Annotated in this window: 26 protein-coding genes; 21 read left to right on the forward strand and 5 right to left on the reverse strand. The window is 66.1% G+C overall.

Annotated elements, in window-relative coordinates; translation table 11 throughout:
• The first annotated feature begins 176 nt into the window (after window positions 1-176).
• Window positions 177-587: an ATP-binding protein gene (locus ACH4SP_RS14770; RefSeq protein WP_398414531.1), complete on the forward strand. Its 411-nt coding sequence runs from the start codon at window positions 177-179 to the stop codon at window positions 585-587.
• A gap of 64 nt (window positions 588-651) precedes the next feature.
• Entirely contained in the window at window positions 652-1,284 is a 633-nt protein-coding gene (locus ACH4SP_RS14775) for a hypothetical protein (RefSeq protein ID WP_398414533.1), read from the forward strand.
• On the opposite strand, the gene ACH4SP_RS14780 is transcribed toward ACH4SP_RS14775, so the two are convergent.
• Together ACH4SP_RS14780 and ACH4SP_RS14785 are read right to left on the reverse strand one after the other, a co-directional pair.
• Window positions 1,265-1,861: a hypothetical protein gene (locus ACH4SP_RS14780; RefSeq protein WP_398414535.1), complete on the reverse strand. Its 597-nt coding sequence runs from the start codon at window positions 1,859-1,861 to the stop codon at window positions 1,265-1,267. The two genes, ACH4SP_RS14775 and ACH4SP_RS14780, sit on opposite strands and share 20 nt — an antisense overlap.
• Window positions 1,862-2,000: 139 nt before the next feature.
• The gene (locus ACH4SP_RS14785) at window positions 2,001-2,138 is read right to left on the reverse strand and encodes a hypothetical protein (protein ID WP_398414537.1); all 138 of its coding nucleotides are present in this window, start codon (window positions 2,136-2,138) and stop codon (window positions 2,001-2,003) included.
• Between the two features lie 956 nt (window positions 2,139-3,094).
• Here ACH4SP_RS14785 and ACH4SP_RS14790 point away from each other — a divergent pair.
• The 18 genes from ACH4SP_RS14790 (at window position 3,095) to ACH4SP_RS14875 (ending at window position 17,303) form a co-directional block, all read left to right on the forward strand.
• Window positions 3,095-4,450: a YcaO-like family protein gene (locus tag ACH4SP_RS14790; RefSeq protein ID WP_398414539.1), complete on the forward strand. Its 1,356-nt coding sequence runs from the start codon at window positions 3,095-3,097 to the stop codon at window positions 4,448-4,450.
• A gap of 8 nt (window positions 4,451-4,458) precedes the next feature.
• A complete protein-coding gene (locus tag ACH4SP_RS14795) occupies window positions 4,459-5,088 on the forward strand; it encodes a TOMM precursor leader peptide-binding protein (RefSeq protein ID WP_398414542.1) in 630 nt (209 codons plus the stop codon).
• The gene (locus ACH4SP_RS14800) at window positions 5,085-6,752 is read left to right on the forward strand and encodes a hypothetical protein (protein WP_398414544.1); all 1,668 of its coding nucleotides are present in this window, start codon (window positions 5,085-5,087) and stop codon (window positions 6,750-6,752) included. The genes ACH4SP_RS14795 and ACH4SP_RS14800 overlap by 4 nt, the downstream gene beginning before the upstream one ends.
• Window positions 6,749-7,546 carry a nitroreductase family protein gene (locus tag ACH4SP_RS14805; RefSeq protein WP_398414546.1) on the forward strand — a complete coding sequence of 266 codons (798 nt, stop codon included), beginning with the start codon at window positions 6,749-6,751 and terminating at the stop codon, window positions 7,544-7,546. The genes ACH4SP_RS14800 and ACH4SP_RS14805 overlap by 4 nt, the downstream gene beginning before the upstream one ends.
• Window positions 7,543-7,728 carry a thiocillin family RiPP gene (locus ACH4SP_RS14810; RefSeq protein WP_398414548.1) on the forward strand — a complete coding sequence of 62 codons (186 nt, stop codon included), beginning with the start codon at window positions 7,543-7,545 and terminating at the stop codon, window positions 7,726-7,728. The genes ACH4SP_RS14805 and ACH4SP_RS14810 overlap by 4 nt, the downstream gene beginning before the upstream one ends.
• 32 nt (window positions 7,729-7,760) lie before the next feature.
• On the forward strand, window positions 7,761-7,934 hold the full coding sequence (locus tag ACH4SP_RS14815; RefSeq protein ID WP_398414550.1) for a thiocillin family RiPP: 174 nt from the start codon (window positions 7,761-7,763) through the stop codon (window positions 7,932-7,934).
• 76 nt (window positions 7,935-8,010) lie between these two features.
• Window positions 8,011-8,184: a thiocillin family RiPP gene (locus ACH4SP_RS14820; RefSeq protein ID WP_398414553.1), complete on the forward strand. Its 174-nt coding sequence runs from the start codon at window positions 8,011-8,013 to the stop codon at window positions 8,182-8,184.
• Window positions 8,185-8,350: 166 nt separating this feature from the next.
• Complete coding sequence (locus tag ACH4SP_RS14825; protein ID WP_398414555.1) at window positions 8,351-8,524, forward strand: thiocillin family RiPP; 174 nt, start codon at window positions 8,351-8,353, stop codon at window positions 8,522-8,524.
• Window positions 8,525-8,567: 43 nt separating this feature from the next.
• Window positions 8,568-8,747, forward strand: a complete 180-nt coding sequence (locus tag ACH4SP_RS14830) for a thiocillin family RiPP (RefSeq protein WP_398414557.1) — start codon at window positions 8,568-8,570, stop codon at window positions 8,745-8,747.
• 67 nt (window positions 8,748-8,814) lie between these two features.
• Window positions 8,815-8,997 carry a thiocillin family RiPP gene (locus ACH4SP_RS14835; protein ID WP_398414559.1) on the forward strand — a complete coding sequence of 61 codons (183 nt, stop codon included), beginning with the start codon at window positions 8,815-8,817 and terminating at the stop codon, window positions 8,995-8,997.
• Between the two features lie 255 nt (window positions 8,998-9,252).
• Window positions 9,253-10,308 carry a hypothetical protein gene (locus tag ACH4SP_RS14840; protein WP_398414561.1) on the forward strand — a complete coding sequence of 352 codons (1,056 nt, stop codon included), beginning with the start codon at window positions 9,253-9,255 and terminating at the stop codon, window positions 10,306-10,308.
• A complete protein-coding gene (locus ACH4SP_RS14845) occupies window positions 10,305-12,788 on the forward strand; it encodes a hypothetical protein (RefSeq protein ID WP_398414563.1) in 2,484 nt (827 codons plus the stop codon). The genes ACH4SP_RS14840 and ACH4SP_RS14845 overlap by 4 nt, the downstream gene beginning before the upstream one ends.
• Window positions 12,785-13,669, forward strand: coding sequence for a lantibiotic dehydratase C-terminal domain-containing protein (locus tag ACH4SP_RS14850; RefSeq protein WP_398414565.1), 885 nt, complete (start codon window positions 12,785-12,787; stop codon window positions 13,667-13,669). The genes ACH4SP_RS14845 and ACH4SP_RS14850 overlap by 4 nt, the downstream gene beginning before the upstream one ends.
• Before the next feature lie 133 nt (window positions 13,670-13,802).
• Window positions 13,803-14,822: an ABC transporter ATP-binding protein gene (locus tag ACH4SP_RS14855; protein WP_398414567.1), complete on the forward strand. Its 1,020-nt coding sequence runs from the start codon at window positions 13,803-13,805 to the stop codon at window positions 14,820-14,822.
• A complete protein-coding gene (locus ACH4SP_RS14860; RefSeq protein ID WP_398414569.1) occupies window positions 14,822-15,580 on the forward strand; it encodes an ABC transporter permease in 759 nt (252 codons plus the stop codon). Before ACH4SP_RS14855 ends, ACH4SP_RS14860 begins: the two co-directional genes overlap by 1 nt.
• A gap of 50 nt (window positions 15,581-15,630) precedes the next feature.
• Window positions 15,631-16,068, forward strand: a complete 438-nt coding sequence (locus tag ACH4SP_RS14865; RefSeq protein ID WP_398414572.1) for a hypothetical protein — start codon at window positions 15,631-15,633, stop codon at window positions 16,066-16,068.
• Window positions 16,065-16,397 (forward strand): winged helix-turn-helix domain-containing protein, encoded by a 333-nt coding sequence (locus ACH4SP_RS14870; RefSeq protein WP_398414573.1) that lies wholly within the window; start codon window positions 16,065-16,067, stop codon window positions 16,395-16,397. Before ACH4SP_RS14865 ends, ACH4SP_RS14870 begins: the two co-directional genes overlap by 4 nt.
• A gap of 279 nt (window positions 16,398-16,676) precedes the next feature.
• A complete protein-coding gene (locus ACH4SP_RS14875) occupies window positions 16,677-17,303 on the forward strand; it encodes a transposase family protein (protein WP_398414575.1) in 627 nt (208 codons plus the stop codon).
• A gap of 120 nt (window positions 17,304-17,423) precedes the next feature.
• Here ACH4SP_RS14875 and ACH4SP_RS14880 read toward each other — a convergent pair whose 3' ends face one another.
• Window positions 17,424-18,218 (reverse strand): BTAD domain-containing putative transcriptional regulator, encoded by a 795-nt coding sequence (locus ACH4SP_RS14880; protein WP_398414577.1) that lies wholly within the window; start codon window positions 18,216-18,218, stop codon window positions 17,424-17,426.
• A 668-nt stretch (window positions 18,219-18,886) separates the two neighbouring features.
• On the opposite strand from ACH4SP_RS14880, the gene ACH4SP_RS14885 reads away from it, so the two are divergent.
• Window positions 18,887-19,888: a hypothetical protein gene (locus ACH4SP_RS14885; RefSeq protein ID WP_398414579.1), complete on the forward strand. Its 1,002-nt coding sequence runs from the start codon at window positions 18,887-18,889 to the stop codon at window positions 19,886-19,888.
• Here the strand turns inward: ACH4SP_RS14885 and ACH4SP_RS14890 are convergent.
• Window positions 19,834-20,496, reverse strand: coding sequence for a hypothetical protein (locus tag ACH4SP_RS14890; protein WP_398414581.1), 663 nt, complete (start codon window positions 20,494-20,496; stop codon window positions 19,834-19,836). The genes ACH4SP_RS14885 and ACH4SP_RS14890 overlap by 55 nt on opposite strands.
• A 2-nt stretch (window positions 20,497-20,498) precedes the next feature.
• Window positions 20,499-21,476, reverse strand: coding sequence for a helix-turn-helix transcriptional regulator (locus ACH4SP_RS14895; RefSeq protein ID WP_398414583.1), 978 nt, complete (start codon window positions 21,474-21,476; stop codon window positions 20,499-20,501).
• Between the last annotated feature and the right edge of the window lie 79 nt (window positions 21,477-21,555).

Raw genomic sequence — 21,555 nt, forward strand, 5'->3', positions numbered from 1 at the left:
CAGGTTGAACAATGTAACCCTAATCATCTACCGTGAGTGTGGCGACGGTCACCCAGTGAGGTCGCCTACCGCTCCCGCGCCCGTAAGTCGAAAGCGCACCCGGCACGCGTAAGTGCCGGGCATTGCCATCGCGGAACGGCGCGGACCACTCACTCCGTACGGAGGGACGTCAGGTCATGGATCAGCGCAACCCCGCGCACCGGGAACTCCAACTCACCTACGCCTACAGCCTGTTCATGGACGCGGACGCGATCGCGGCCAAGGTGTGCCGCGACTTCGTGCGCACCGTGCTCCTGGCCCTCCGGCGTACGGACGCCATTGCCTCCGCCGTGCTCTGCACCTCCGAACTGGTGACCAACGTCCATCTGCACACCAAAGGGGCCACCATGATCCGCATCTACGTGGACCCGCTGCGGCTGCGGGTGAGTGTGTACGACGAGGACCCGGTCGTGCCCGCACCCCTCGACCAGGACGGCTGTTGGGGGCGCGGCCTCGTGCTGGTGGCCGGGACGGCGGACGCATGGGGAGTCACGGCGGACCGGGGCGGGCGCTTCGCGAAGGGGGTGTGGTTCGAGCTGGCGGGGTAGTGGGGGTGGCCTGGTGGCAGAAGCCGTACGGTCCTTGACGAGCAGACGAGCAGACGAGTGTGACATGACGACCCTCATCCAACTCATTCCCCGCGAACCGTTCGGACGCGAGGACATCCAGGCCTACGCCGAGGAGAACGACTGGACGCCCGCGGAAGTGAATCAGCCCGAGGGGGCCACCGAGGAACTGGCGTGGGTTCTCGGCCTCGTCGACGCCGACAGCCCCGAGGACACCGAAGACATCGATCCAGTGGTGGTCCACTGGATCGAAGACCACAGCTTCCAGGTCGGCTGCCTCGCGGTCGAGGGAGACCAGAACGAGTCGTTCGCCGAGTGGCTGCGCGGCGAACTGCCGCTTCACTCCGACCAGTCCCTGTCGCACATGACGGCGAGCACCCGCGATGACGTGGCCCTCATGCGTGCTCTGCGCAGGCTGGGCATCAACTACGCGGGAAGAGAGTTCGACAGCGTCTCCTACGACCTGCTGCGCTGGGCACTTCACGACCCTGAGTCGCTGGTCCGGCGGAACGCCCTGCTCGCCGCGTCCGTCATGAACGGGCAACAGCTCGTGCCCCTGCTGACCTGTGTGAGCGAGACCGAGAACGATCCAACGGTCAGGGAGCAGGCCGTGACCACCCTCGACATTGTCCGCGACCGTATCGCCCGCCAGGGCTCCACTAAGGGAGCGCGGCGCTGACCGTGTCGACGATCATCATCCACATCGGCTGGCCGCCGGTGCCGAAGGCCGCGGCGAGGGTGTAGCCGAGGGCGGCGTCGGTGGCCGTCGGGGTCGCGTCGGCCTGCCATTCGGCGATGACCGTTTCGTCGCCGTCGGAGGAGAAGTCGCCGAGGCGGATGCCGTCGCGGGTGAGGCGACTGGAGGGGACGGAGTCGGGCTGGAAGCGGTAGTGGGCGTCGGCGTGCTCGACGTCGACGCGGTACGTCTGCCGGCGGAGCTTGCCCTTGCCGGGGGTGATGCGGGCAGGGGCGCCGTCGACGGTGAGGGTGAGGGCGGCGGGGTCGCGGGTGCCGATGGCGATCAGGGGGTCGGGCTCGGTGGCGGGGTCGCGTTCCAGGACGACGGTGGGGATCTGCTCGCCGTCGACGGTTAGCCGGTCCTGGCCGTCCAGCCGGATGGTGATCTCGCCGAAGAGGGTGTCCACGGTGGGGCCGGGTGGGGTGCGGGGCTCGTTGTCCCCGGTGCTGGCCGCCTTGTCGTTGGCCGCGTGGTCGGTCTCGGGGGCCGTGGGGGGGGGCTTGGCGGTGTCGTTCATGGGGCGGTCCTTCGGGGTGGTTGGAACGGGCGGTCTGGTCAGAACCGGACCTCGGGCGGGCGGAGTTCGGTGGGAGTCCCACGGCAGGGCTCCTGAGGGGGAACCCGGCCGGTAAATCAGTATCGGCGGACAATGCGGATCATGCGGTGGCCAGTTCAGTCGCGGCCGGCTCGCGGTAGAGGTCGTTGCGCTCCAGGAGTTCCTGGTGGCGGTCGTGGTCGCGCACCTGCTCGTCCGCGAAGAGGATCAGCCGGTCGGCGCCTGAAACGGTGGACAACGGTGGGCGGTCAGCAGCACGGTGCAGCTCTCCGCGGCCTGCGAGACGGTACTGGGCGCGATCCGCAGGTGGAAGACCGTCCTGGTGCGGGCGCCGAGCCGGGCCAGGGTGTCCTGCGGGGTGCCTGTCGCCCACTGGTCGATCACGGCGTACGGCTTTGCGTCGGTCAGGCACCGCCGGGCATGCCATCAGCAGTAAGTCCACGAACTGGTGACGCTTCCCGCGCCGGTACGCGGATCAGCCAAGGCCGCCAGTCGGGACGGGCGACCCGCGATCGAGCGGTGCTGACCCGAGGGGGGATTTGGTCAGACACGCGGTGGCGGACTGGTGGCACATCGAAGCTCCGTTGGGCGAGGGCGACTTGGGCAAGGTCATCTGCACAACGTGGCTTCGATGCGTGCGCAGCAGACCACCGAGGCATCGTCATGATGCCGTGGCCGGCACATCCTCTTGATCATCAAGGCTTTGAGGTGCCTGGTACTGCGTATTCAATAAAATAGGACAAAGCTCCCACTTCTAATGAATGCGACACTTTTATGTAAATGCAAAGGTGATGCGATCTGCAGGTAGCTTTACGGGGTCGGCGCAAGTCGATGAGAGATTTATGAATATGAAGGAGGTGGGGATGTTCGCGAAGTTCAGTCAACTTTTTCGCCTTCCATTTCGAGATTCTCTATTTCGTCGAACAGTGCCCCACTCTGCCCGCCGCATGTAAAAGGTTGGAACCGTTCGCGGTGGCGAACCCAAGCCCTGTGCGGTGCCCAACGGAGCCAAACACGACCTCTGCTCTCTCTGGTGACCAGAAGAAGCGCGCCTTCAATGCTCCGGTCTCATGGCGTGAAGCAGACTTGTACTGTCCGGAACGAGGGAATTCATTTGCGGTTTCAACGGATGCGAATGGGAAGACGTCTCGCCTGTGGATTGGCCAGATCTCAGCTGGTCGAGGAGGGTAAGAAATGAGGACGCTCCAGGCGACACCCCAGGGTGCCGCGGTGCCCGAGTCCTTGCGCCGGTTCGGCAAACTGGTGTCGCCATACGGGCTCATATCGAGGCTCACCTGGCTGCCTGTCACAGAGGGCGAGCCGGAATTCGCGGTCTACACCGGATCGCTGGGCGACCCGGGAGCGGTTCTCGCGGCGCAGTCGGAATGGACGCACGATGCTTCCTCCGGCAACTTCGACGGGGCCGGCGGAGCGTTGGACCGCGAGACGGCGGCGCACCTCGCCGCCGCCGAATCGCTGGAGCGGTACTCCTCGTGTGCCTGGTCCCCGAAGGACATGATCTGGGCGACCGCCGAAGAGCTCGGTGAGGACGCCATCCCACCCTGGCAATGGCCGAGCCTCTCCCCAGCTGAGCTGGCCGACCCCCGCTGCGGCCTGGTGCCCACCGACCGGAGCATGCCATTGCGCTGGGTCGAGGGGTGGTCCTTGGCCCGCGGCAGGAAGGTGTACGTACCGGCTGTCCAGGTCTACCTGAAGTGCTCACCGGAGTCGGCCGCGGAGCGATACGTGCACCCGGTTTCCACGGGCTGCGCTACCCATACCGACCCGCTGGCCGCGATAGCCAACGGTTTGATGGAAGTCGTCGAACGGGACTCCATCGCCCTGACCTGGCTCCAGCGCCTCCGGCTGCCCCGCCTTGAGTTTGCGCTCGATGACCTGGCTCCTGAGCACCGGGCGTTCGTCGAACGGGCGGCCAGTCAGAACATCCGCACCCACCTCTTCGACGCCACAACGGACCTCGGCATCCCCGTCATCTACGGGGTGCAGCTCGCCGACCATGACCGCGCTCTCGCCCAACTCGTCGTCGCCACCTGTGACACGGACCCGGGCAAGGCCATCGCCAAACTGCACCGTGAGGCGGCCTCGCTGCGCATCGCGCTGCGCTCCCATGCGAGCCGGCACACGAACCCCCACGACCCGCAGGACATCGTCAGTGTGATCGGTGGCGCGCTCCTCGCCGGGAAACCGGACCAGCGCCACCGGTTCGACTTCCTGCTGGAGGGCGAGCGCCCCACGCGGGCCCTCGCCGACCTTCCGCGCCCCGCGAAGGGAGCGGAGGAGCTGCCGTGGCTGCTGGAGCGCTTGTCCCGGGTCGGATGCGAGGTCGTGGTCGTCGACATCACGACCGACGAGGCCCGCCAGGTGGGTGCGACCGTCGTACGGGTCATGGTGCCGGAGTTGATGCCGCTCTCCTTCGCTCACCGGGCCCGCTACCTAGCCCATCCCCGCCTTTACCAGGCTCCTCGCGCCATGGGTCACCCCGTGCATGACGAGGGCGGCATCAATCCCAATCCGCAGCCCTTCGCATGAGGTGGGTCATGAATCGTCACCTGCTCATACTCGCCTCGGGGACGTTCGGTAAAGACGTCGCACGACGTCTGGAACAGGACCCCCGGAAACGTGGACACGACATCACCCTGATGGAGATTGACGAGGGAACCCACCCGAGTATGTGGCCCCGCGCCGACCTCATCATGCTGGCCACCTCCCATGAGCGGCCTCGTATTGACGAGGCGGCAGACCGGGCAGCCTTCGCCTGGGGCACTCCCTGGTTCGGGGTGCACACCACCGCCACCGAGGTGCTGTGCGGCCCCGTGGTGGTCCCCGGCCGCACGGCCTGTCACCAGTGCTATGTGCGCCGCCGTAACCAGCACCAGCGGCCCGAGTACGGAACCGCCGACACGGGGGATCACCACCCGACCGGCTACCCAGTTCACCACGTCGGTATCGCTGCCGCCTTCGCCCGGCAGGCAGTCGAGGAGGCGCTGCGCATACCGGGCGATGAGGAGGCGGTCGGTGGCACCGTGCGGAAGTTCGATCAGATCACCGGCGCCACCAACAGGGCCATCGTGATCGCGGTGGACCGATGCGCGCGTTGCCGCACCGCTGCCACGGGCGACGACTTGTGGCACCGACTGGTATCGATCACCGAAGGGCGGACAGCGTGAACGACCGATCCATGATGACGGCCGAAACCGTCGGCTCCGCCGCCCGGTTCGACCCGCAGCTGCGCATCCCTCGGCAGCCCCGGTTGCGCCGGGGCCTCGTAGTCAGCACAGAGGCCGACCAGATGGTGGTGATGGGCCCACCCAAGAAACAGCTTTTCCGCGGCAAGTCCGCCACGGGGATGCTGCCCGAGCTGCTCGACCTGCTCGATGGCGAGCGCACCCACGATCAACTCGCGGCAGAGCTCGGGCTGCCCGAAGAGGTGGTGTTCAAGGCACTCTCGCTGCTGTGGACCAGTGGCGTCATTGAAGAAGGTCCGCCCCGGGGGACAAAACGCGAAGCGCTCACGGACGTCGACGACCGCCTTGCCGACTACCTGTCCCGGGTGGGCAGCGCCACCGAGGTGAACCCCTGCTGGGAGGAGGCGGCCACCCGCCTCCGCACTGCCGAGATCCAAGTCTTCGGCGCCCCGGCGCTCGCCGCGCTCCTCCGGGACGAGCTCACCAGTTCCATGCCGGTCAACCTGAGCACGGGTGACACCCCCACCGAGCGGGCGACGCTCGCGGTCTGGGCCGATGCCGGAGGCGGCGGACAGGACGCCGCTCCCGGTACCGGCCTGCACATCCTCGCCGAGCACTGCTGGGACAAGGGCATCCCGTTGCTGCGCCTGAGCGTGCGCGGTCGCCGTGCCGCACTGGGGCCGTTGGTCGACCCCCGGACGACGCCGTGCCTGGACTGCCTGACCGTCGACGATGAGGACGACGACCGCACGGCGGTCGCCGGCGACCACGAACTCGCCGCCGCACTGTTCGCCCGCGATGTGTTCGCCGCGGTCTCCCGGACAACCCCCTCACCGCTGCCGATGCGCTGGCGGCTGGTGGACCTGGAGACCCTTGGCCAGCGAGACACCTCCTCCGCGACCCGACCCGGATGTCCGCGCTGCTCCGTCGCCGATGGGCCGGTTGTGGAACGCGCCGCTCCGGCCACACGCTTCGAGGCATCGGTGGCCATGCCGCCGAAGGAGTTCGCCGACCTCAAGGCCCACCAGATGCACTACAAGCCCTCCAACTTGGCTCTGCAGCGCGTCTCCCGGACCTGGCCGGTCGCCCCCGCCGTCGAGCTTCCGCTGCCCGACCATGACCGGCTCAACCACTCCAACCGGTCGGATTCGCCCCGGGACGCCGTACCGCCCGGGCTGGACACGCTGTCGCTGCTGCTCTCCGTCACAGCAGGGATCAGGGCCGACAACCCCGACAAGGTGGCCCGTTGGACGGCGAGTGGCGGCAACATCGGCTCGGTGACCGCGTACGCCGTCGTCCGCGACGTACCGGGCATTACCCCAGGCGTTTACGGCTACGTCGCTTCTGGCCACCGGCTCGCTCGGCTGTCCTCCCTCGCTGACGCCGTGCCCGGTGACCGACCATTCAGCATCGTGCTGACCGGCGACTTTCCCAAAGTCGCCCGTAAATACTCCGCCTTCGCCCTGCGGATCGTGCTGCTTGACAGCGGCTGTGCCCAGGCCACGGCCCGGGAGACGGCCCACAGCCTCGGCATCGGCTTCGTCCTGCGCCCTCGCTGGGACGACGACGCCATTGCTGCGGCGCTCGGCATCAACCCCGACATGGAACCGGTCACGGCCGTCATCGACCTGGGAGAAGCCACATGAGTAGCCCGCACGACCTCGCGGCCGAACTCCTCACTGCCTTCCGGGCACCCGCCCCCTCGCCCACCGGCACCGCCACCGTGCCGGCACCCGCACGGCCCACGCCTCAGCCGCCCGTACCCCTCGGACCGTCCGTCCGCTTCGCCGCCCGGCAGCAGGACAGGTCGTCCCTGCTCACTGTGCTGGAGAAGCGCCGCTCCGTACGGTTCTTCGGCCCAGACCCCGTCGACGCCTCACTGGTCGCCGACGTGGCTGCCCGGGGTATCGAGGCGGATCTCTTGTCCTGGCCGGACGAAGGGGAACGGGTGCCGCTGCAGATCAACGTCGTCGCCTTCCGGCTCGGCGGCCTGGAGCCCGGCATGTACAGCCTCGACACGGGCAGCGGCACGGAGCGGTCCTACGTCCCGGTCGCACCGCTGCCGGAGGGCGAAGCCCTGCGGGGTCTCACGATCCAGCGGGAGTTCTGCGACTCCGCCGCGATTGTCTCCCTCGCCGCCGACCCCGACCGGGCGAGCGAGCTGCACGGTGCCCACGGCTACCGGACGCTCATGACCCGTGCTGCGGCAGCCGCTTACACGATGTGGCTCGATGCCGTGGCTGTCGGACTCGTCGGCACTGTCTTCGCCGGGTTCATCCCGGCCTCCGTACGGCTGCCGCTGCGCAGCGACGGGGCCAGCCGGCACCAGCTCTTCGCCCTGGCCTTGGGCGGCGCACCCATGCCGCCCCCCATAACTCCGGGGCCGACCGGCCACCGGCGATCCGAGAACCGTCACGGACAGAAGGAAGTGATCCGATGACCGACGCCAGCGCGTGGGTGCTCGACCTCCACAGCGTCGACCTGGGCGACGAGGCCCTGACCATCGAGCAGATCCCCGAGGGCGTGGCGCTGGGCACCTTCAGCACCGCCTCCAGCTCGACCACGGCCAGCTGCCCGGTTAGCAGCGCTGGAAGCATCATGACCGCCAACTGCACCGGCTGAGTCCGGCTCACTCGGAAGAAAGGAAGCACACCATGTCTGAACTGGAACTCTACGTCCTCGACGACATCCTCGGGGATTCCCTCGAGATGGAGACGCTGTCGGACGGCAACGCCCTCGCGTCGGTCTCCACTTCGGGATCGGCTAGCTCAGCCTCCTGCCCGGCGACCACCGCTTCCACCTTCACCTCCTTCTCCAGCTACACGTGACAGGCCCGGAGGTGCCACCGGTACCTCCGCTCCACGCACGTCTCGCACAGAACCTCGTTTGAAGGGAAAACGATCAGTGGACATCAACGAAGACGCGTTCGACCTGTACGCGCTGGACGGCGACCTGTCCGTCGAGGAGCTGCCGCAGGGCAACGCCCTCGGCTGCTGGCTCTCCGCCGCGTCGGCGTCGACCGCGTCCTGCCCGGGGAGCTCGGCTGCAACCGTCGGCAGCGCCTCGACATTCGGCTGACCGTACTCACACGGTCACGCCGATGTCAGGGCGGGGGGCTTTCGGCTCGCCTCCTAACCGGTGACCACTGTCTGTCTCTCCAGCTGCACCTGACAGGCCAGATGGCCCCACCGGCACCTCCGCACCACACACGTCACACGAACCTTTTTCGAAGGGAAAACGATCAATGGACATCAACGAAGACGCATTCGACCTGTACGCGCTGGACAGCGAGCTGTCCTTCGAGGAGCTGCCGCAGGGCAACGCCCTCGCATCGGTCTCCTCTGCGGGGTCGGTCGGCTCGGCCTCCTGCCCAGTGTCCTCGGTCGGCAGCGTCGGCAGCGCCTCGTCGTCCGGCTGAGCGCACCCAGGCGGTCACGCCAACGCCAGAAGGGACATCTCCTGTGAACGAGAACAGCACCGACAAGCTCATCGACCTTTACGCGATGGACGAGGAGCTCTTCGTGGAGGAGCTGCCGCAGGGTAACGCCCTGGGCTCTTTCTCCAGCGCCACCTCGGCGAGCTCCTTCTCCTGTCCCACCAGCTCGGCCAGCAGCGCCACCTCGGCCTCCTGCGCCGGCTGATTCGCTCCGTCCCCGCCAGCCGCCCTCCCGGGCCGGCACCCAAGAAGCAGAGAAGAGGTGACACCCCATGAACGAACAGCACAGCGACCCGCACGTGTTCGATCTCTACGCCTTGGACGGTGAACTGTCCGTCGAGGAACTGCCTCAGGGCAACGCCCTGGGCTCCTTCTCCACCTCGACGTCCGCCGCGTGCGCGTCCTGTCCAGTCAGTTCGGCCAGCAGCGCCACCACGGCGTCGTCGTACGGGTGACCGGCCCCGGCAGGCGGTGCCGTACTGGCTGACACCGTTTCAGCACCTGCCCGCCGGGCTCGGCTCCTCCCTTCCAGCGGTGCCGTCACCGGCGCCGCTGGAAGGCGGCTTTCTCATTGCGCAGCATCCTGCAACGCAGGGCCCGGGGTCAACGGGTCGCGGCCCGTTGACCCCGGGCGTCAAGGAGTACAGGAGAGGTAGACAGTGATCAGTTCGCCACCGAAGCTCCGAGACGAGCTGGAGGTCATCCGCGGGATGGACGACATCCCGCTGATCTTCGATCCGGTCACCGGGAACTACCACCGCATCACCCGTGCCGGCGAGGTGGTGCTCACCTATCTGGACGGCACCCGCACTCGCGACGACCTCATCGCCTTTCTCTCGCGCGCCGACCAGGCGCGCGCCGAAGCGCTCTCCCGGCAGATCGATACTTTCCTCGCCGCCCTGGACAGGAGCGGGCTCCTCGAGGGCTCCGAACCCGAACTGGCCGACAAGTCCCAGAAGGTCGGCCGCGTCCGTACATCCATGCTGATGCCGCGGATCATCCTGACCCGCTCCCTGCCCCGCGTGCTCGAACCTCTGGCCGCAGTACTGCGTGCCGTGCCGGCCAAACTGCTGGTGCTGATCGCCGCACTCGGTGCGCTCGCAGGGTATGCGTTCGGATTCCACACCCTCTTCGCCGCGATGCCACCTCCGCAGGATCTGGCGGGGCCCGCGTTCCTGCTCGCTACCGGCGTGATGCTGCTGTACGTGCTGATGCACGAGACCGCCCACGCCCTGGTTGCCCAGATACTCGGAACGCCCGTCCGCGGACTGGGAGTCGCGCTGCTGTTCTACTTCATGCCGGTCGCCTACGTGGACCGTACGGACGCCTACCGATTCCGGGGACGCGGCGGCCGAGTCACCCTGGCCATGGCTGGCATCCTCAGTGACGGCTGGTTCTGCGCACTGTCGGGAGTGGTCGCCTTGAACTCGGCTGGGATCCTCAGGGACACGGCCGCACTGCTGTTGGGGATGCAGCTCCTGATGCTGATCATCAACCTCAATCCGCTCATGCCCAGCGACGGTTACACGGCTCTCGAAGCAGCGTCCGGACTGACTAACGCCAGGGGGCGCGCATTCGCTTTGCTGCGCCATACCGTCCGGCGCGAGGAACTCCCAGCGCACCTCGCCAAACTCAGCAAGACGGCCCGCCGTGGCCACATGGCGTACGGGCTGTTCTCTGTGGCCTATGTCTGCCTTCTCGCCTACACCATGTTCCACGCTGTCCCGATCACCGTGGACCTCGCTCTTTCGGTGGTGGGCCGATGACCTCCTTCGCTATCTCCCCTGTGCTGCTGACCCGGGTGGCGGGCCTGCCCTCCGACGTACTCGACTTGGTCACCCCAGCCACCCGCAAGCTGTTGGTCGAACACGCCGCCGCCTCGGAGGGACTGAGCGCCTTGGCGCCCGAACTCACGGAGGCTCTCTTCGCCCTCGTCCCCCGGCTCGACGACGACGTGCCGCTGCGCCGCAAGGCCCTGGCTGCCAAGCGGTCGGTCAACCGGCTGGACCCACTGCCCTGGGACGAGGACGTACGACGCAGCCTGATCGAGCGTCTCCCGCCCGCCGAGGCCGCCCTCGTGGACGATTGGGGCCGACTCGTCGGCGAACGGCAGTTACTGCTGGAGCAGTTGGGCTTCCAGCTAGCCAGCGACCGGGACTGGGCCGTCCAGGCTCTGCACCGGACCCTCGAACCTGGTGGGGAAGCTGTAGGCGGCGCTGGAGAGAACAGCTTCGCCGCATCTCTGGCGATCGCCGCGCCCGACTGGATCCGCCACCGCGACCACAAGGCCCGGTCGACGAAGAAGCTGAAGACGCTGTACTCGTACGTCACCCGCGCCGCCGTCAAGACGAGCCCTTTCTCCGGGCTGACCACCGTCGGCGAGGCCGGAGCTGCTGGGCAGGGCAGAGGGGGCAGCCGTACCTCCGCGACCACGGCCTACCTGGCGCTGCGCAGACTGGCGTGCGACCCGTCGACGGCCGGTCTGCTGCGCTACCGCGTCGCGCCCGTGCGCCCCGGGACTCCCACCGAGCCGGAGGGCCTGCTGCTCCACAGCGAGGTGGTCATCACCGAGGGCGTCGTCTGGCGCCATGACCGGGTGGTCGAGGCCGATTACGCCCTGTCCTCGCTGATCGGCCTGCGCTCCGATGCCACGTTCGTCGAACTCCTCGCCGCCATCGGCGGTGCCCGACCCTTCGCCAGGTTTGTCCGGCTGCTGGACGCCGGCATCGTGCAGCCCGTCCCGCCCTGGCGCAGGGGCGCAGCGCCGCTCCCTGCTCTGGCCTCGCTGCTGGAGGACGGCCAGCCCGCTTCACCGATCGGGCGCGGCGATCTGGTGCGGGCCCACACCCTGGGGGACGGTGTGTGGCGGCAGGACACCGAGGGGCGGATCGCCGCGGCCGAGGAGCTGCGGGACCTTACTGGTGGCTGGAACGAGCACAGCGACCGCGGGGAGCGAAAGCCCAGCGGATTGGTTTATGAGGACCGGGAGACCGACTTGGTCCTCCCCGACCCGCTGACCGTCCCCGAGGTTCGGGCCGACCTCACGGCACTGGGCGAGCAGGTGCGGCCGTACCTCTTCCGGTCGCATCTCTACGACTTCCTCCTGGAGCGCTTCACTACCGAGTTCGGCGTCGGCGGTGTCTGCCGCGACCCGCTCGGCTTCCTCATGCGGCTCACTATCGACCGTGATGCCAACCCGCCGCTCGAACGCGCACTGTTCGCGGACATGGCGAGCCGCCGTAACCCGGGGGACCGGGCCTGGCTCCCGGTCGGGCCGACCAGCGCCCCGCCGAACGCCGGAGTCTTCTTCCAGATGGAGGCGGCAACCCAGCCCGATATCGAGGGGGGCCGCTACCGGCTCGTGGTCAACCAGTACGGGGCAGGCACTGGAGGGCTGTTCAGCCGCTTCGGCCAGCTCCTCGGCGATGGCTTCCGTGAACGTCTCGCCGCACACACCGAACGTTGCTGGCCCGGAGCTTCCCGCCGTGAGCTGGTGGTGTGGACCGATTGCAACACCGTGCAGTCCGAATGCGGCGGTATTCTACCGCCGTTGGTGCTGCCGGGCGAGGTCGAGGTCGAGAACGGGATCACCCTAGACGACACCGTGCTTGCCCACGACACCTGCACTGACACGCTGTCCCTGTTCGACCAGAACGGCGGCCCCGTCGGGCTGGCCTACCTGGGACTCATCCCGCAGCATCTGCTCCAGTCCTACGTCCGGCTGCTCGCGATACTCGCCGATCCCTGGGTCAACGGCTCGCCACACTCTGACTACACCATGACGAAGGCCCACGAGCTGGGTCCGCTCTGCGGCGACGGCGTGGTGGAACTGCCTCGCGTCACCGACGGCCCCGGGGGCCGTCTCGTCACCCGCCGCGCCTCGTGGATCGTGCCGGCCTCGGCAATCCCGCGCCCGGAAGGCGGCGAGCGGGGCGAGACCGCCCTCGCCGTCCGGCTCGACGCCCTCCGGCGTGCCCACGGCATTCCCGAGGAGGTCTTCGTGCACCAGCTCGGAGGCGCGGGCAACGCCCTGGGTATGACGGCCGACCGAAAACCGATGTGGGTGTCCTTGGCCTCTCCGCTGTCCGTGGAGGTCCTGCACCACTGGCTCAGCCCGCAGACCAGCCACCTTCGGCTCGTGGAGGCACTTCCCGAGCGTTCCCTGCATGCCCAGCGCGACACCCTCGGTCGGCCTCGGGTCACCGAGCATGTGGCCCTGCTGGCCTGGCCCGAGGAGAACCGATGACGCTGGCACTGGACCGCACAGCCCGAACGGACCGGGGCGTAGAGACGGACTGGTGGTATGTCCGCGCCTACCCCGGACATCCGGACGCAATGGACGAGGCCACCCGGGTACTGATCCCCTGGCTGTCAGCGCTGGCGTCCGAAGAGGCGGCGTCCGCATGGTTCTTCACCCGTTACTGGGACATGAGCGGCCATCACCTGCGGCTGCGCCTCAAGTGCTCCGCAGACGGGATCGACCGCGTTCACGAACGCCTGCCCGAACTGGTCGGGCTGCTGTACGCACTCGACAGACCCACCCCTTCGGCACGCCTCGTGCCGGGCTCCGTGCCGCAGGGGCTGCCGATGGTTAAGCAGGCCCGCTGCTGCCTGTACGCACCTGAACTCGCCAAATACGGTGGCGCGCGTGGGGTGGCCAGGGTGGAGGAGCTCTTCACGGCCTCCTGCCGGTGGTACGACGACCAGCGGATCGGCGCTCTCGACCCGCTCTTTGATCGGGCGGCGCTGGCCGTCTCGTACATGAGCGCGCTCGTACGGGCAGCGCTCCCCGAGCCTCGGGCGCGGACTGCGTTCTGGACCGCCCACCGCCGCCAATGGGGACGGCAGCTACGGATGGCGGCACCTGGCCAGGAGGACCTGCGCGGTCTCCTCGACCGCGCGGCGAGGGGTACGGGGGAGGCCTTGGCGCGCCTCAGCACCCCCCTTCAGGAGAGCACGACACGACACGTCGAAACGGTCGTGCACACCCTCGACGTGGCGATGGCCGACAAGAACCCCGTGCCGAGGGAGGAGTTACTCCTCCACTATCTGCATATGGATCTCAACCGCTGGGGCTTCGTTCCGGCCGAGGAGAGCCTCCTCGGCGTGCTCGCGTCATCCAACTAGTGCCCAAATAAACCTAGTTACCCCTCACGCATCTACTTGCCATGTTGGAAAGTTGATGTCACGCTGGCAACTCAGATGGGCAGCGACACGCACGGCGAGACCTCGATGGAAAACGATGAGAGGCAGATGCGGAATGGCTGAACGAAGCTCGTTACACGACGCGGCGATCCTTCTCGAGAACGTCATCAAGCGATATTCGTCCCCCCACGGGGACGTCGTTGCTCTGGCGGGCATCGACCTCTCCGTGCAGCCAGGGGAGATCTTCGGTCTGTTAGGCCCGAACGGCGCCGGTAAGACCACCACCATCGAGACTCTTGTCGGTCTGCGCCGCCCCACTGGAGGCACTGTTCGGGTCCTCGGTTACGACCCTGTGGCGCAGCGCGACGAGATCCGCAAGGTTGTCGCGATCCAGCCGCAGCACGCCGCTGTGTTCGAGCAGCAGACGGTGGCGGAACTGCTGCAGGTCTGGGCGTCCCTCTACCCCGACCCCGAGACCCCTGCCGCCATCATCGACAGGATGGGCCTGTCGGCCTCGCGCGATGTCCGGGTGGCGAAGCTCTCCGGCGGACAGCGTCAGCGTCTCCTTGTCGGCACGGCGCTCATCTCCCGCCCTCGTCTGCTGGTGCTCGACGAACCATCGACGGGCATGGATCCCAATGCGCGCAAGGAACTGTGGGACGCGATCCGCGTGCACCGTGGCTCCGGTGGAACCGTATTGCTGTCGACGCACTCTATGGAGGAGGCCGAAATGCTCTGCGACCGGGTCGCCGTGCTGCACAAGGGCCGGGTTGCCGCCTGCGGAACGCCGCAGGACCTGATCAGCACCCATGCGCCCGAACGCGAGGTGCACTTCACCATTCCGACCGGCACCGACCTCGCACGGCTGCGCACCGCGCCCGGGGTGTCCCACATCGAGAGCCTAGACTCCGGCGATATCACCCGGGTCGTAGTGCGGACCAGCGACTCCGACGCAGTGTTCCGCCTGCTTGCCGACCCGCTCGGAGCCCGCCACATCCAGATCAAGGAGGCCGGCCTGGAAGCGGTCTTCCGCCTCCTCACCGGAGTCTCCTTCCACGAAGCGGGCGACGGCACGCAACCCCCCGCAGAGCACGACGACGCTCAGCCCACGAAGACGAAAGGGGTGATGGCGTGATGTCCTCGTCCTCCCGTGAGTTGGCCCTCATGCACGCCCGCGAGCTCGTCCGAGACCCCAAGTACTTCTACTTCGCCCTGTTCTTCCCCTTCGGGATGCTGGCTATCTTCCTCGGCCTCGGCTTCGCCATGCCGAAGGACTCCGACGCCCCGGACTTCCTTCAACTCGTCTTTCCGATGGCGATCTTTCTCGCCGTGACCAGCGCTGCCCTGACCGCCACCACCGGACCGCTGGCCAACCTGCGTGCCAAGGGCACCCTCCGGCTCCTGGGCACCACGCCTGTGGGGCGGGCCCGCCTTGTCTTCACGCACATGATCGCCAGGGTCGTCATGGTCACCGCACAGACGGGTGTCCTGCTCGCGCTGGCGGTCGCCCTCGGCAAGGTGGAACCCAGTCGGCTCCCGGCCCTCTTCGGCATCGCCTTGCTCGGCCTCGCCATGTTCGGAGGCATCGGCTACCTGATCGGCGGCCGTTTGTCCTCGCCGGACGCTGCCACCAACGTCGGTACGCTCGTGCAGCTGGCGGCTCTGTTCCTAAGCGGTCTCGCGTTCCCGCTCGAGCTCATGCCCGACGCCGTCCACGCCACGCTGAGCCTGCTGCCTACGTCCTTCTTCGCAGACCTCATGCTCACGCAGATGTCACAGGGCGAACCAACCCACCCGGTGTGGCTGTCCATCCTGGTCGTTGCTCTCACCACCGCCGTGACGGTCGTTCTGGCCATCCGCACCTTCAAATGGGACCAGGGCGAGGCCGCGTAGGTGCGGGACCGCGACCGTATCCTCCACTCCCGTCCTGCAAGGAAGGCACCATGATGGACAAGAAGGAAGCGCGGGAAGCCCTTGCTTCGGCCGACGCACTGGGTTCCCGGATGCGGAGGGGGAACCGACGGCCTGGCCCTGTGGTGTTCCTCCTCGGTCTGGCGATGATGATGATGACAGCCACCTACGGACTGCTGGTCGAGCCCTCCTCGCAGATCGCCATTCCGGTCGTCCTGCTCGTTCCCTTTTTTGCTCTTGTGATCTACACGGCGACACGTCCGGTGATGGCCCGCCATCACCGGACCCTGTATGCCCTCACGACGACGGCAGGCGCCACCATCTACACCCTCACTGTCACCCTCGGCACGGTGTTCTTCTCCGGCGAACCACTCTGGTGGGTACCTGGAGCCGTCCTGTGCGGCGTGCCCTTCTTCGTGGTCGGCGTTCTAGAGCACAAAGCGACCCGCGCCCCCGGGTCCATGCCGTGACGCATCCGCGCAAGGCCCTCGACAACGTGATCCACGCTCCGGTGCGGTTCTCCATCGTCGCTGCGCTGGCCTCGGTCGACGAGGCTGACTTTAAAACGCTCCGCGACACCATCGAGATCACGGACTCGGCCCTGTCCAAGCAGATCGCCCTCTTGGAGCAGGCCGGGTATGTGAAGGTCCGCAAAGCCTTCGTCGGCAAGCGCGCGCGTACCTGGCTTTCCCTGACAAATAAGGGCCGTGTGGCTTTCACTCGTCACTTGTATGCCCTCCGCGACATTGCCGCGTGGGAGCCTGAGCAGGAAAATGGTCTCGGGCACTCTGCAACGTGAGGCAAGGGCGCGGCACTGCCCAGAGGACTTCGTCCCTGGGCTATGTCAACAGAGTGCTTCACTCTAGGGCCGCCGGCGGGTGGACGCGTTCAGCGCCGGTGGTTGGGCGCGTCCTGCGTGTGCCGGAACGCTGCCTTGACCGAGAGCATGTCGATGTCGCCGAAATTCCACGTCCTTGACGTGGAGTCAGAACTGACCCCCACCGATTGGGGCGCTCGCAAGTACTTCTTCCCCGTGGCCAGTTCGACGTCTGAGACGGCACCCAGGTAGCGTGGCAGAATGGTGGTATCCAGGTACTGCACATTGCCGGAGACGTTCTCCCTCCGGATCTCCTCGAACCGCCGGTACGCGGCTTCGGCCTCACCCCGCAGACCTTGTACAACCGGATCGGGGCCCGCGGTCCGTGACTCTGTTCTGGACGGCACCCTCGTCCGATGCGATCGCACAGGGGGAGAAACAGCGCGCGGCACCGATCTTTGGTACGCGATCCGGATCAAGCACTTCGCCGGCAACGTGCAGTTCCTGGCCACGTCCGACGGAACACCCCTGTGGGTCTCCGAGGTCGAGCCCGGCAGTACCCACGATTTGGTGGCGACCCGCATCCATGCGCTGCCCGACCTCTACCGGGCGGCCCGCGACGGCCTGCCCACACTGGCCGACATCGGCTACCTCGGCGCGGGCGGCGGCATACACGTTCCCGTCCGCAAGCACCCCGACCTGCCCGGAGATATCGGATTCGGCAATCAGACCTACAACAAGCTTCTCCGCGGGCTGTGCTTCCCCGGCGAACGCGCCATGGCCGTACTCAAACAACGCTGGCGCACTCTCCAGCACGTCACCCTCAGCCCCAGCCGGATCGGTGCCATCACCCAAGCCGCCCTCGTCCTCAACAATGCCTGGCGATGATCCCTGAGATCACCTCACTGAGCCTCACGGTGTCTACCCGGTGAGCGCGCGGACACTTTCACACTGCTCAACTTTGAAGATCCAGTTAGGCTGCAACGCCAAATTTGGGCACGGCCTATTTCAGTCCCCCACGCCGAAGTAGCGAACGGCATTAGAGTCTCTTTTTAGGACTGAAATATGGATCCTATTTATCTCCGGGGAAGGGTCCAGTCCGAGAGAATTCTTGAAGGTTTCCGTAGCTGTTTTGAAAGCTTCCAGGGATTTTGTTATATTTCCACTGAGGTAGTATGCCCGAATTAAATTCACCCAGGACTTCTCTCTGTGCGGATCGGTGTCGAGGATGGCGAGGATTTCGGGAAGGAGTTCGGTCGATTGTCCAAGGGATAGGAGTGATTCGATCTGACCTTCTTGGGAGGCGAGCTGTAGTTGCTCAAGGGCGTCAAATTTTATCCGGACCTCGTTTGAGATCCTGCAACCCTGGCCGATGGGGCCGCGCCATAGGCTCAGTGCTTGAGCGAAAAACGCACTGGCTTGCGCAGGGTGGCCAGTTCTTAACTCCTGGAACCCCTTGTTTGCCAGCATCTTGAATCGGGTGAAATCTATTTCTTCTGGGCAGGTTCTGAGGTGGTACCCTCCCGCCTCGCCTTCACTCCCTCGGACTGTGGAAATCCTGTTGCTAAGACAGGGGTCGATTGAACTGAGTTGATTTCGTAGGCGCGAAATGTGAAGTCTTAGGTTGTTGGTGGCTGAGTAGGTTGGGTCATCCCACATTCTTCGCAGCAGGGTGGAGGTATTTACTGGCTTTCCTTCATCGATGAGCAGAGAGAGGAGAGTTGTCCTTACCGGGGCTCTCTCTATGGTGAATACCTGATCGTTGTTTTGGATTTGGAGGGGGCCGAGTATCGAAAAGAGCATTTACTCCTCCGGCAGGGCAGGGCAGGGCAGGGCAGGGCGGGACGTGAGAGGGGAAATTTGCTCGCGCGGTTGGTGCGGTTCGTCGCCTGAATGCAGCCTGCACCTAGTGTCTCGGGGCACAGTTTGTGTCACTTTGAATTGTTTGCCACGAGTTATGTGATGTTTGTCTGGGTGAGTCGGATCTTCGACAGGATCTCTTCGGGGGCGGTCCACGTGAACGGTTTGGCCTCGGAGCTCCAGTGGCCGATGCAGGCGCGTGGAATCACGGACAGGCGACACGCTTAGGGCAGCCGACTCCGCCGGAGCCACACCCCAATTGACATCTCGAGCACTAGCAGCAGCGGTGCCTGCTACATCCACAGCGCCAATGCCAGCCAGCAGCACGCCGGGGGTAACCCCGGGGCAATCCATGTCTTGAACATGCCGTTCCCTCCCGGTGGGCCCCAGGTATCCACCGATACAGCGAATGGAGAATCCGACTACCTGGCACGACGGCAGAGTTGACCCATACAGCCCACAAGGCGCGAGTGCCCCAGTACGGCACTCATTCCGTTGCATGACGCCTTGCTGTCGTCACACTCAGTAGGCTGTCCCAACTGGTTAAGTCCAGACAAGCACTTGCCGGGGTCGCATCTGCGCATGCGCAAAAAATCAGGGGGCAAAGGGTGATGAAAAAGGACATCAAGGTTGAATCGGGGAGGTCCTTCGGGCCGGGTCGGCTGTCGCCGGCTGCGAGGGAGGCTCTGGAACTCATCCGCACCCATCGGTACCCCGACCCCTCCCACCCTGGAGTAGCCGAGCTCCAGGAGCGCAGGATCATTGAGGCGGTTCTGGTAGAGGGCCCCGAAGGGGTTCCTTGGATCATCGCAGATCCCCGGACACTCGAACGGTGCCATCTCGGGAGTGCGCTTGAGTCGCTGATTTCCCAGGCTCAGACCATCGCAGCAATCCCCGATGCATACGAAGAGCTTGAGCAGTTAATTAGAGGCAGGGATGGAAACATCAAGGGTATTCAATACCTTGCTAGCGAAGGCGAGGCGAATGCCTCAATAACTAAGGCGATGGCCTACGCCTCAAAGAGAGTCCTTACGGTCCACCCCGGCAGAACTCCCCGCAAGAGGGCGGATCTAGAGGCGCGCCTGCCTCAGGACCTCATTCATGCAGCAGTTGTCGGTGAATGGAAAGAAATCTATAGCAGAAACCACCGCGCGGATGAAAAGCTCAAGTGGTGGGCTGCTCAGGTATCAGAGAAGGGAGTGCAGATACGTACCACTCATGAAGACGTAGAGCGGGTCTATATAATTGATGACGCGGCTATGATATTGGATACAACCAAGCCCACTGAGGATAGGTCTGCGTGGCTCATTCAGATTCCCGCGCTAGTCTCGTGGATGGAAATCTACTTCCGGCACCTCTGGAAGAGGTCAGAACGCTGGATCGGTGAGGGTCCAGCGGCGCGTGAGGGGGCCCTCACTACGGAGCACTCCCGTCGTATCCTGCGCCTCTACACAGATGACCTTAGAAAAACAGAAGTGGCAAAGGCTTTGGGTGTCTCATCACGGTACATAGATAAACACTTGGAAGAGTTGTACAGGGGGACGGGTATTAAGACTCTTCACGGTCTTGTCCTGTGGTTCTCGCAGAGCGAAGAACGGCACATCAACCCGTAGTAATCTACGAGCATCATCCAAACGGGTGCATAGCCCACCGCGGCGTCGGCGGGGTGGACTTCGGCGCTTTCGCGCCACTCTGCGATGACGGTCTCGTCGCCGTCGGAGGAGAAGTCGCCGAGGTGGGTGCCGTCGCGGGTGAGCCTGCTGCTCGGTACGGAGTCGGGCTCCAGCTGGTAGTGGGCCCCGTCGTGCTCCACGTCGATCCGGTACGTCTGCCTGCGCAGCTTGCCCTTGGCGGGGGTGATCTCGGCCTCGGTGCCGCCGACGGACATGGTCAGGGCGGCCGGGTCGCGGGTGCCGATGGCGATCAGCGGGTCGGTCTCGGAGGCGGGGTCGCGTTCCAGGACGACGGTGGGGATCTGCTCGCCCTCGACGGTCAGCCGGTCCTGTCCGTCCAGCCGGACGGCGATCTCGCCGAACAGGGTGTCCACGGTGGAGCCGGGTAGGGTGCGGGGCTGGTTGTCCTCGGTGCTGGCCTCGTGGTGTGCGGGGGCCCGGCGGTGTCGTTCATGGGTGGGTCCTTCGGCGCGGTCGGAACGGGCGGTCTGGTCAGAACCGGCGGGCCGGTCGGGGCGGGGGCCGGGGAGGTGCTGGGTGGCCCCCACCGTCAGGCGTTGAGGATGTCGGAGCGGGCGATCAGGTAACCGAGCTGCGCTCTGCTGCCACTGCCCAGGGCCGCGGCCAGCTTGGCGATGTGGGCGCGGCAGGTGCGGACGTTCATGCCCAGGCGGCGGGCGATGGCCTCGTCGACGTACCCCTCGATGAGGAGTTTGGCGATGGAGCGTTGGACGCCGGAGATGCCTTCGGGGGTGGGCTCGTAGGTGACGGGCTCGATGAGGGGGGTCGCGCGTCGCCAGAAGTGCTCGAAGACATTGGCCAGGTATTCGACGAGGCCGGGGTGGCGGAGCTCCAGGGCGATCCGCCGGTCGTCCTGGGCCGGGACGATGGCGACCGTGCGGTCGAAGATGAGCATGCGGTCCACGAGCTCTTCCAGGGTGCGTATCTCCACCTTGTCCCCGGCCATCATCTCCGCGTAGGCCAGGGTCCCCTGGCTGTGGCGTGCGGTGTGCTGGTAGAGGGTGCGGATGGAGCCGCCGCGGCCGTTGAGCGCCTGGCCGCGCGAGACCGCCGCGTTCAGGGCGTCCTCTCTGCGTCCGCCCCCCGGCTGAATCGTGAGCACCTCGAACTTGGTGTCCGCCAGGGCCAGATCGATGGCCTCGTTGATCCGGCGGTCGCCCTCAAGGACCGTGATGGCGTACGTGGGCGGCGGGCTCTGCGCGCTGATGGCCATGAACGGCTCAAAGGTGTCCGTGAGTTCCAGGCTCAGGCGACGGTTGACCTGAATGTCGTTCTCGATCGTGTGGAGCCTTTTGGCCAGAGCGGCGGCCGGCGGAACCGGCCGGAGCCAGAGCGCGTCATCCGGGTCGGGATGCAGCAGGGCGAGATCCATGAGGCATGGTGCGGGGACGACTTCGTCCCGCGGGATCCGTCCGGAGCGCAGGGCGCTCGCATAGAGCTGCTTGGCGGCATCACACATCTCGGTTATCGCGTGGGGATGTGCTGAGTTGGTGTCATTTGTAGGCATAGGTCCGTCCCCCAGGGTCCTGAACGTGCAAGAACATGATGCACCGCCCCTGTGGCGCTGACATGGCTCAATAAGCCAT

It is taken from the genome of Streptomyces sp. NPDC021093 (genome assembly GCF_044333135.1).
GTDB lineage: Bacteria > Actinomycetota > Actinomycetes > Streptomycetales > Streptomycetaceae > Streptomyces.

Coding starts and splice junctions, on each gene's coding strand:
- ACH4SP_RS14770 (WP_398414531.1), top strand. CDS start 177: ATGGATCAGCGCAACCCCGCGCACCGGGAACTCCAACTCACCTACGCC.
- ACH4SP_RS14775 (WP_398414533.1), top strand. CDS start 652: ATGACGACCCTCATCCAACTCATTCCCCGCGAACCGTTCGGACGCGAG.
- ACH4SP_RS14780 (WP_398414535.1), bottom strand. CDS start 1,861: ATGAACGACACCGCCAAGCCCCCCCCCACGGCCCCCGAGACCGACCAC.
- ACH4SP_RS14790 (WP_398414539.1), top strand. CDS start 3,095: ATGAGGACGCTCCAGGCGACACCCCAGGGTGCCGCGGTGCCCGAGTCC.
- ACH4SP_RS14795 (WP_398414542.1), top strand. CDS start 4,459: ATGAATCGTCACCTGCTCATACTCGCCTCGGGGACGTTCGGTAAAGAC.
- ACH4SP_RS14805 (WP_398414546.1), top strand. CDS start 6,749: ATGAGTAGCCCGCACGACCTCGCGGCCGAACTCCTCACTGCCTTCCGG.
- ACH4SP_RS14810 (WP_398414548.1), top strand. CDS start 7,543: ATGACCGACGCCAGCGCGTGGGTGCTCGACCTCCACAGCGTCGACCTG.
- ACH4SP_RS14815 (WP_398414550.1), top strand. CDS start 7,761: ATGTCTGAACTGGAACTCTACGTCCTCGACGACATCCTCGGGGATTCC.
- ACH4SP_RS14825 (WP_398414555.1), top strand. CDS start 8,351: ATGGACATCAACGAAGACGCATTCGACCTGTACGCGCTGGACAGCGAG.
- ACH4SP_RS14835 (WP_398414559.1), top strand. CDS start 8,815: ATGAACGAACAGCACAGCGACCCGCACGTGTTCGATCTCTACGCCTTG.
- ACH4SP_RS14840 (WP_398414561.1), top strand. CDS start 9,253: ATGGACGACATCCCGCTGATCTTCGATCCGGTCACCGGGAACTACCAC.
- ACH4SP_RS14845 (WP_398414563.1), top strand. CDS start 10,305: ATGACCTCCTTCGCTATCTCCCCTGTGCTGCTGACCCGGGTGGCGGGC.
- ACH4SP_RS14850 (WP_398414565.1), top strand. CDS start 12,785: ATGACGCTGGCACTGGACCGCACAGCCCGAACGGACCGGGGCGTAGAG.
- ACH4SP_RS14855 (WP_398414567.1), top strand. CDS start 13,803: ATGGCTGAACGAAGCTCGTTACACGACGCGGCGATCCTTCTCGAGAAC.
- ACH4SP_RS14860 (WP_398414569.1), top strand. CDS start 14,822: ATGTCCTCGTCCTCCCGTGAGTTGGCCCTCATGCACGCCCGCGAGCTC.
- ACH4SP_RS14865 (WP_398414572.1), top strand. CDS start 15,631: ATGATGGACAAGAAGGAAGCGCGGGAAGCCCTTGCTTCGGCCGACGCA.
- ACH4SP_RS14875 (WP_398414575.1), top strand. CDS start 16,677: ATGGTGGTATCCAGGTACTGCACATTGCCGGAGACGTTCTCCCTCCGG.
- ACH4SP_RS14880 (WP_398414577.1), bottom strand. CDS start 18,218: ATGCTCTTTTCGATACTCGGCCCCCTCCAAATCCAAAACAACGATCAG.
- ACH4SP_RS14885 (WP_398414579.1), top strand. CDS start 18,887: ATGAAAAAGGACATCAAGGTTGAATCGGGGAGGTCCTTCGGGCCGGGT.
- ACH4SP_RS14895 (WP_398414583.1), bottom strand. CDS start 21,476: ATGCCTACAAATGACACCAACTCAGCACATCCCCACGCGATAACCGAG.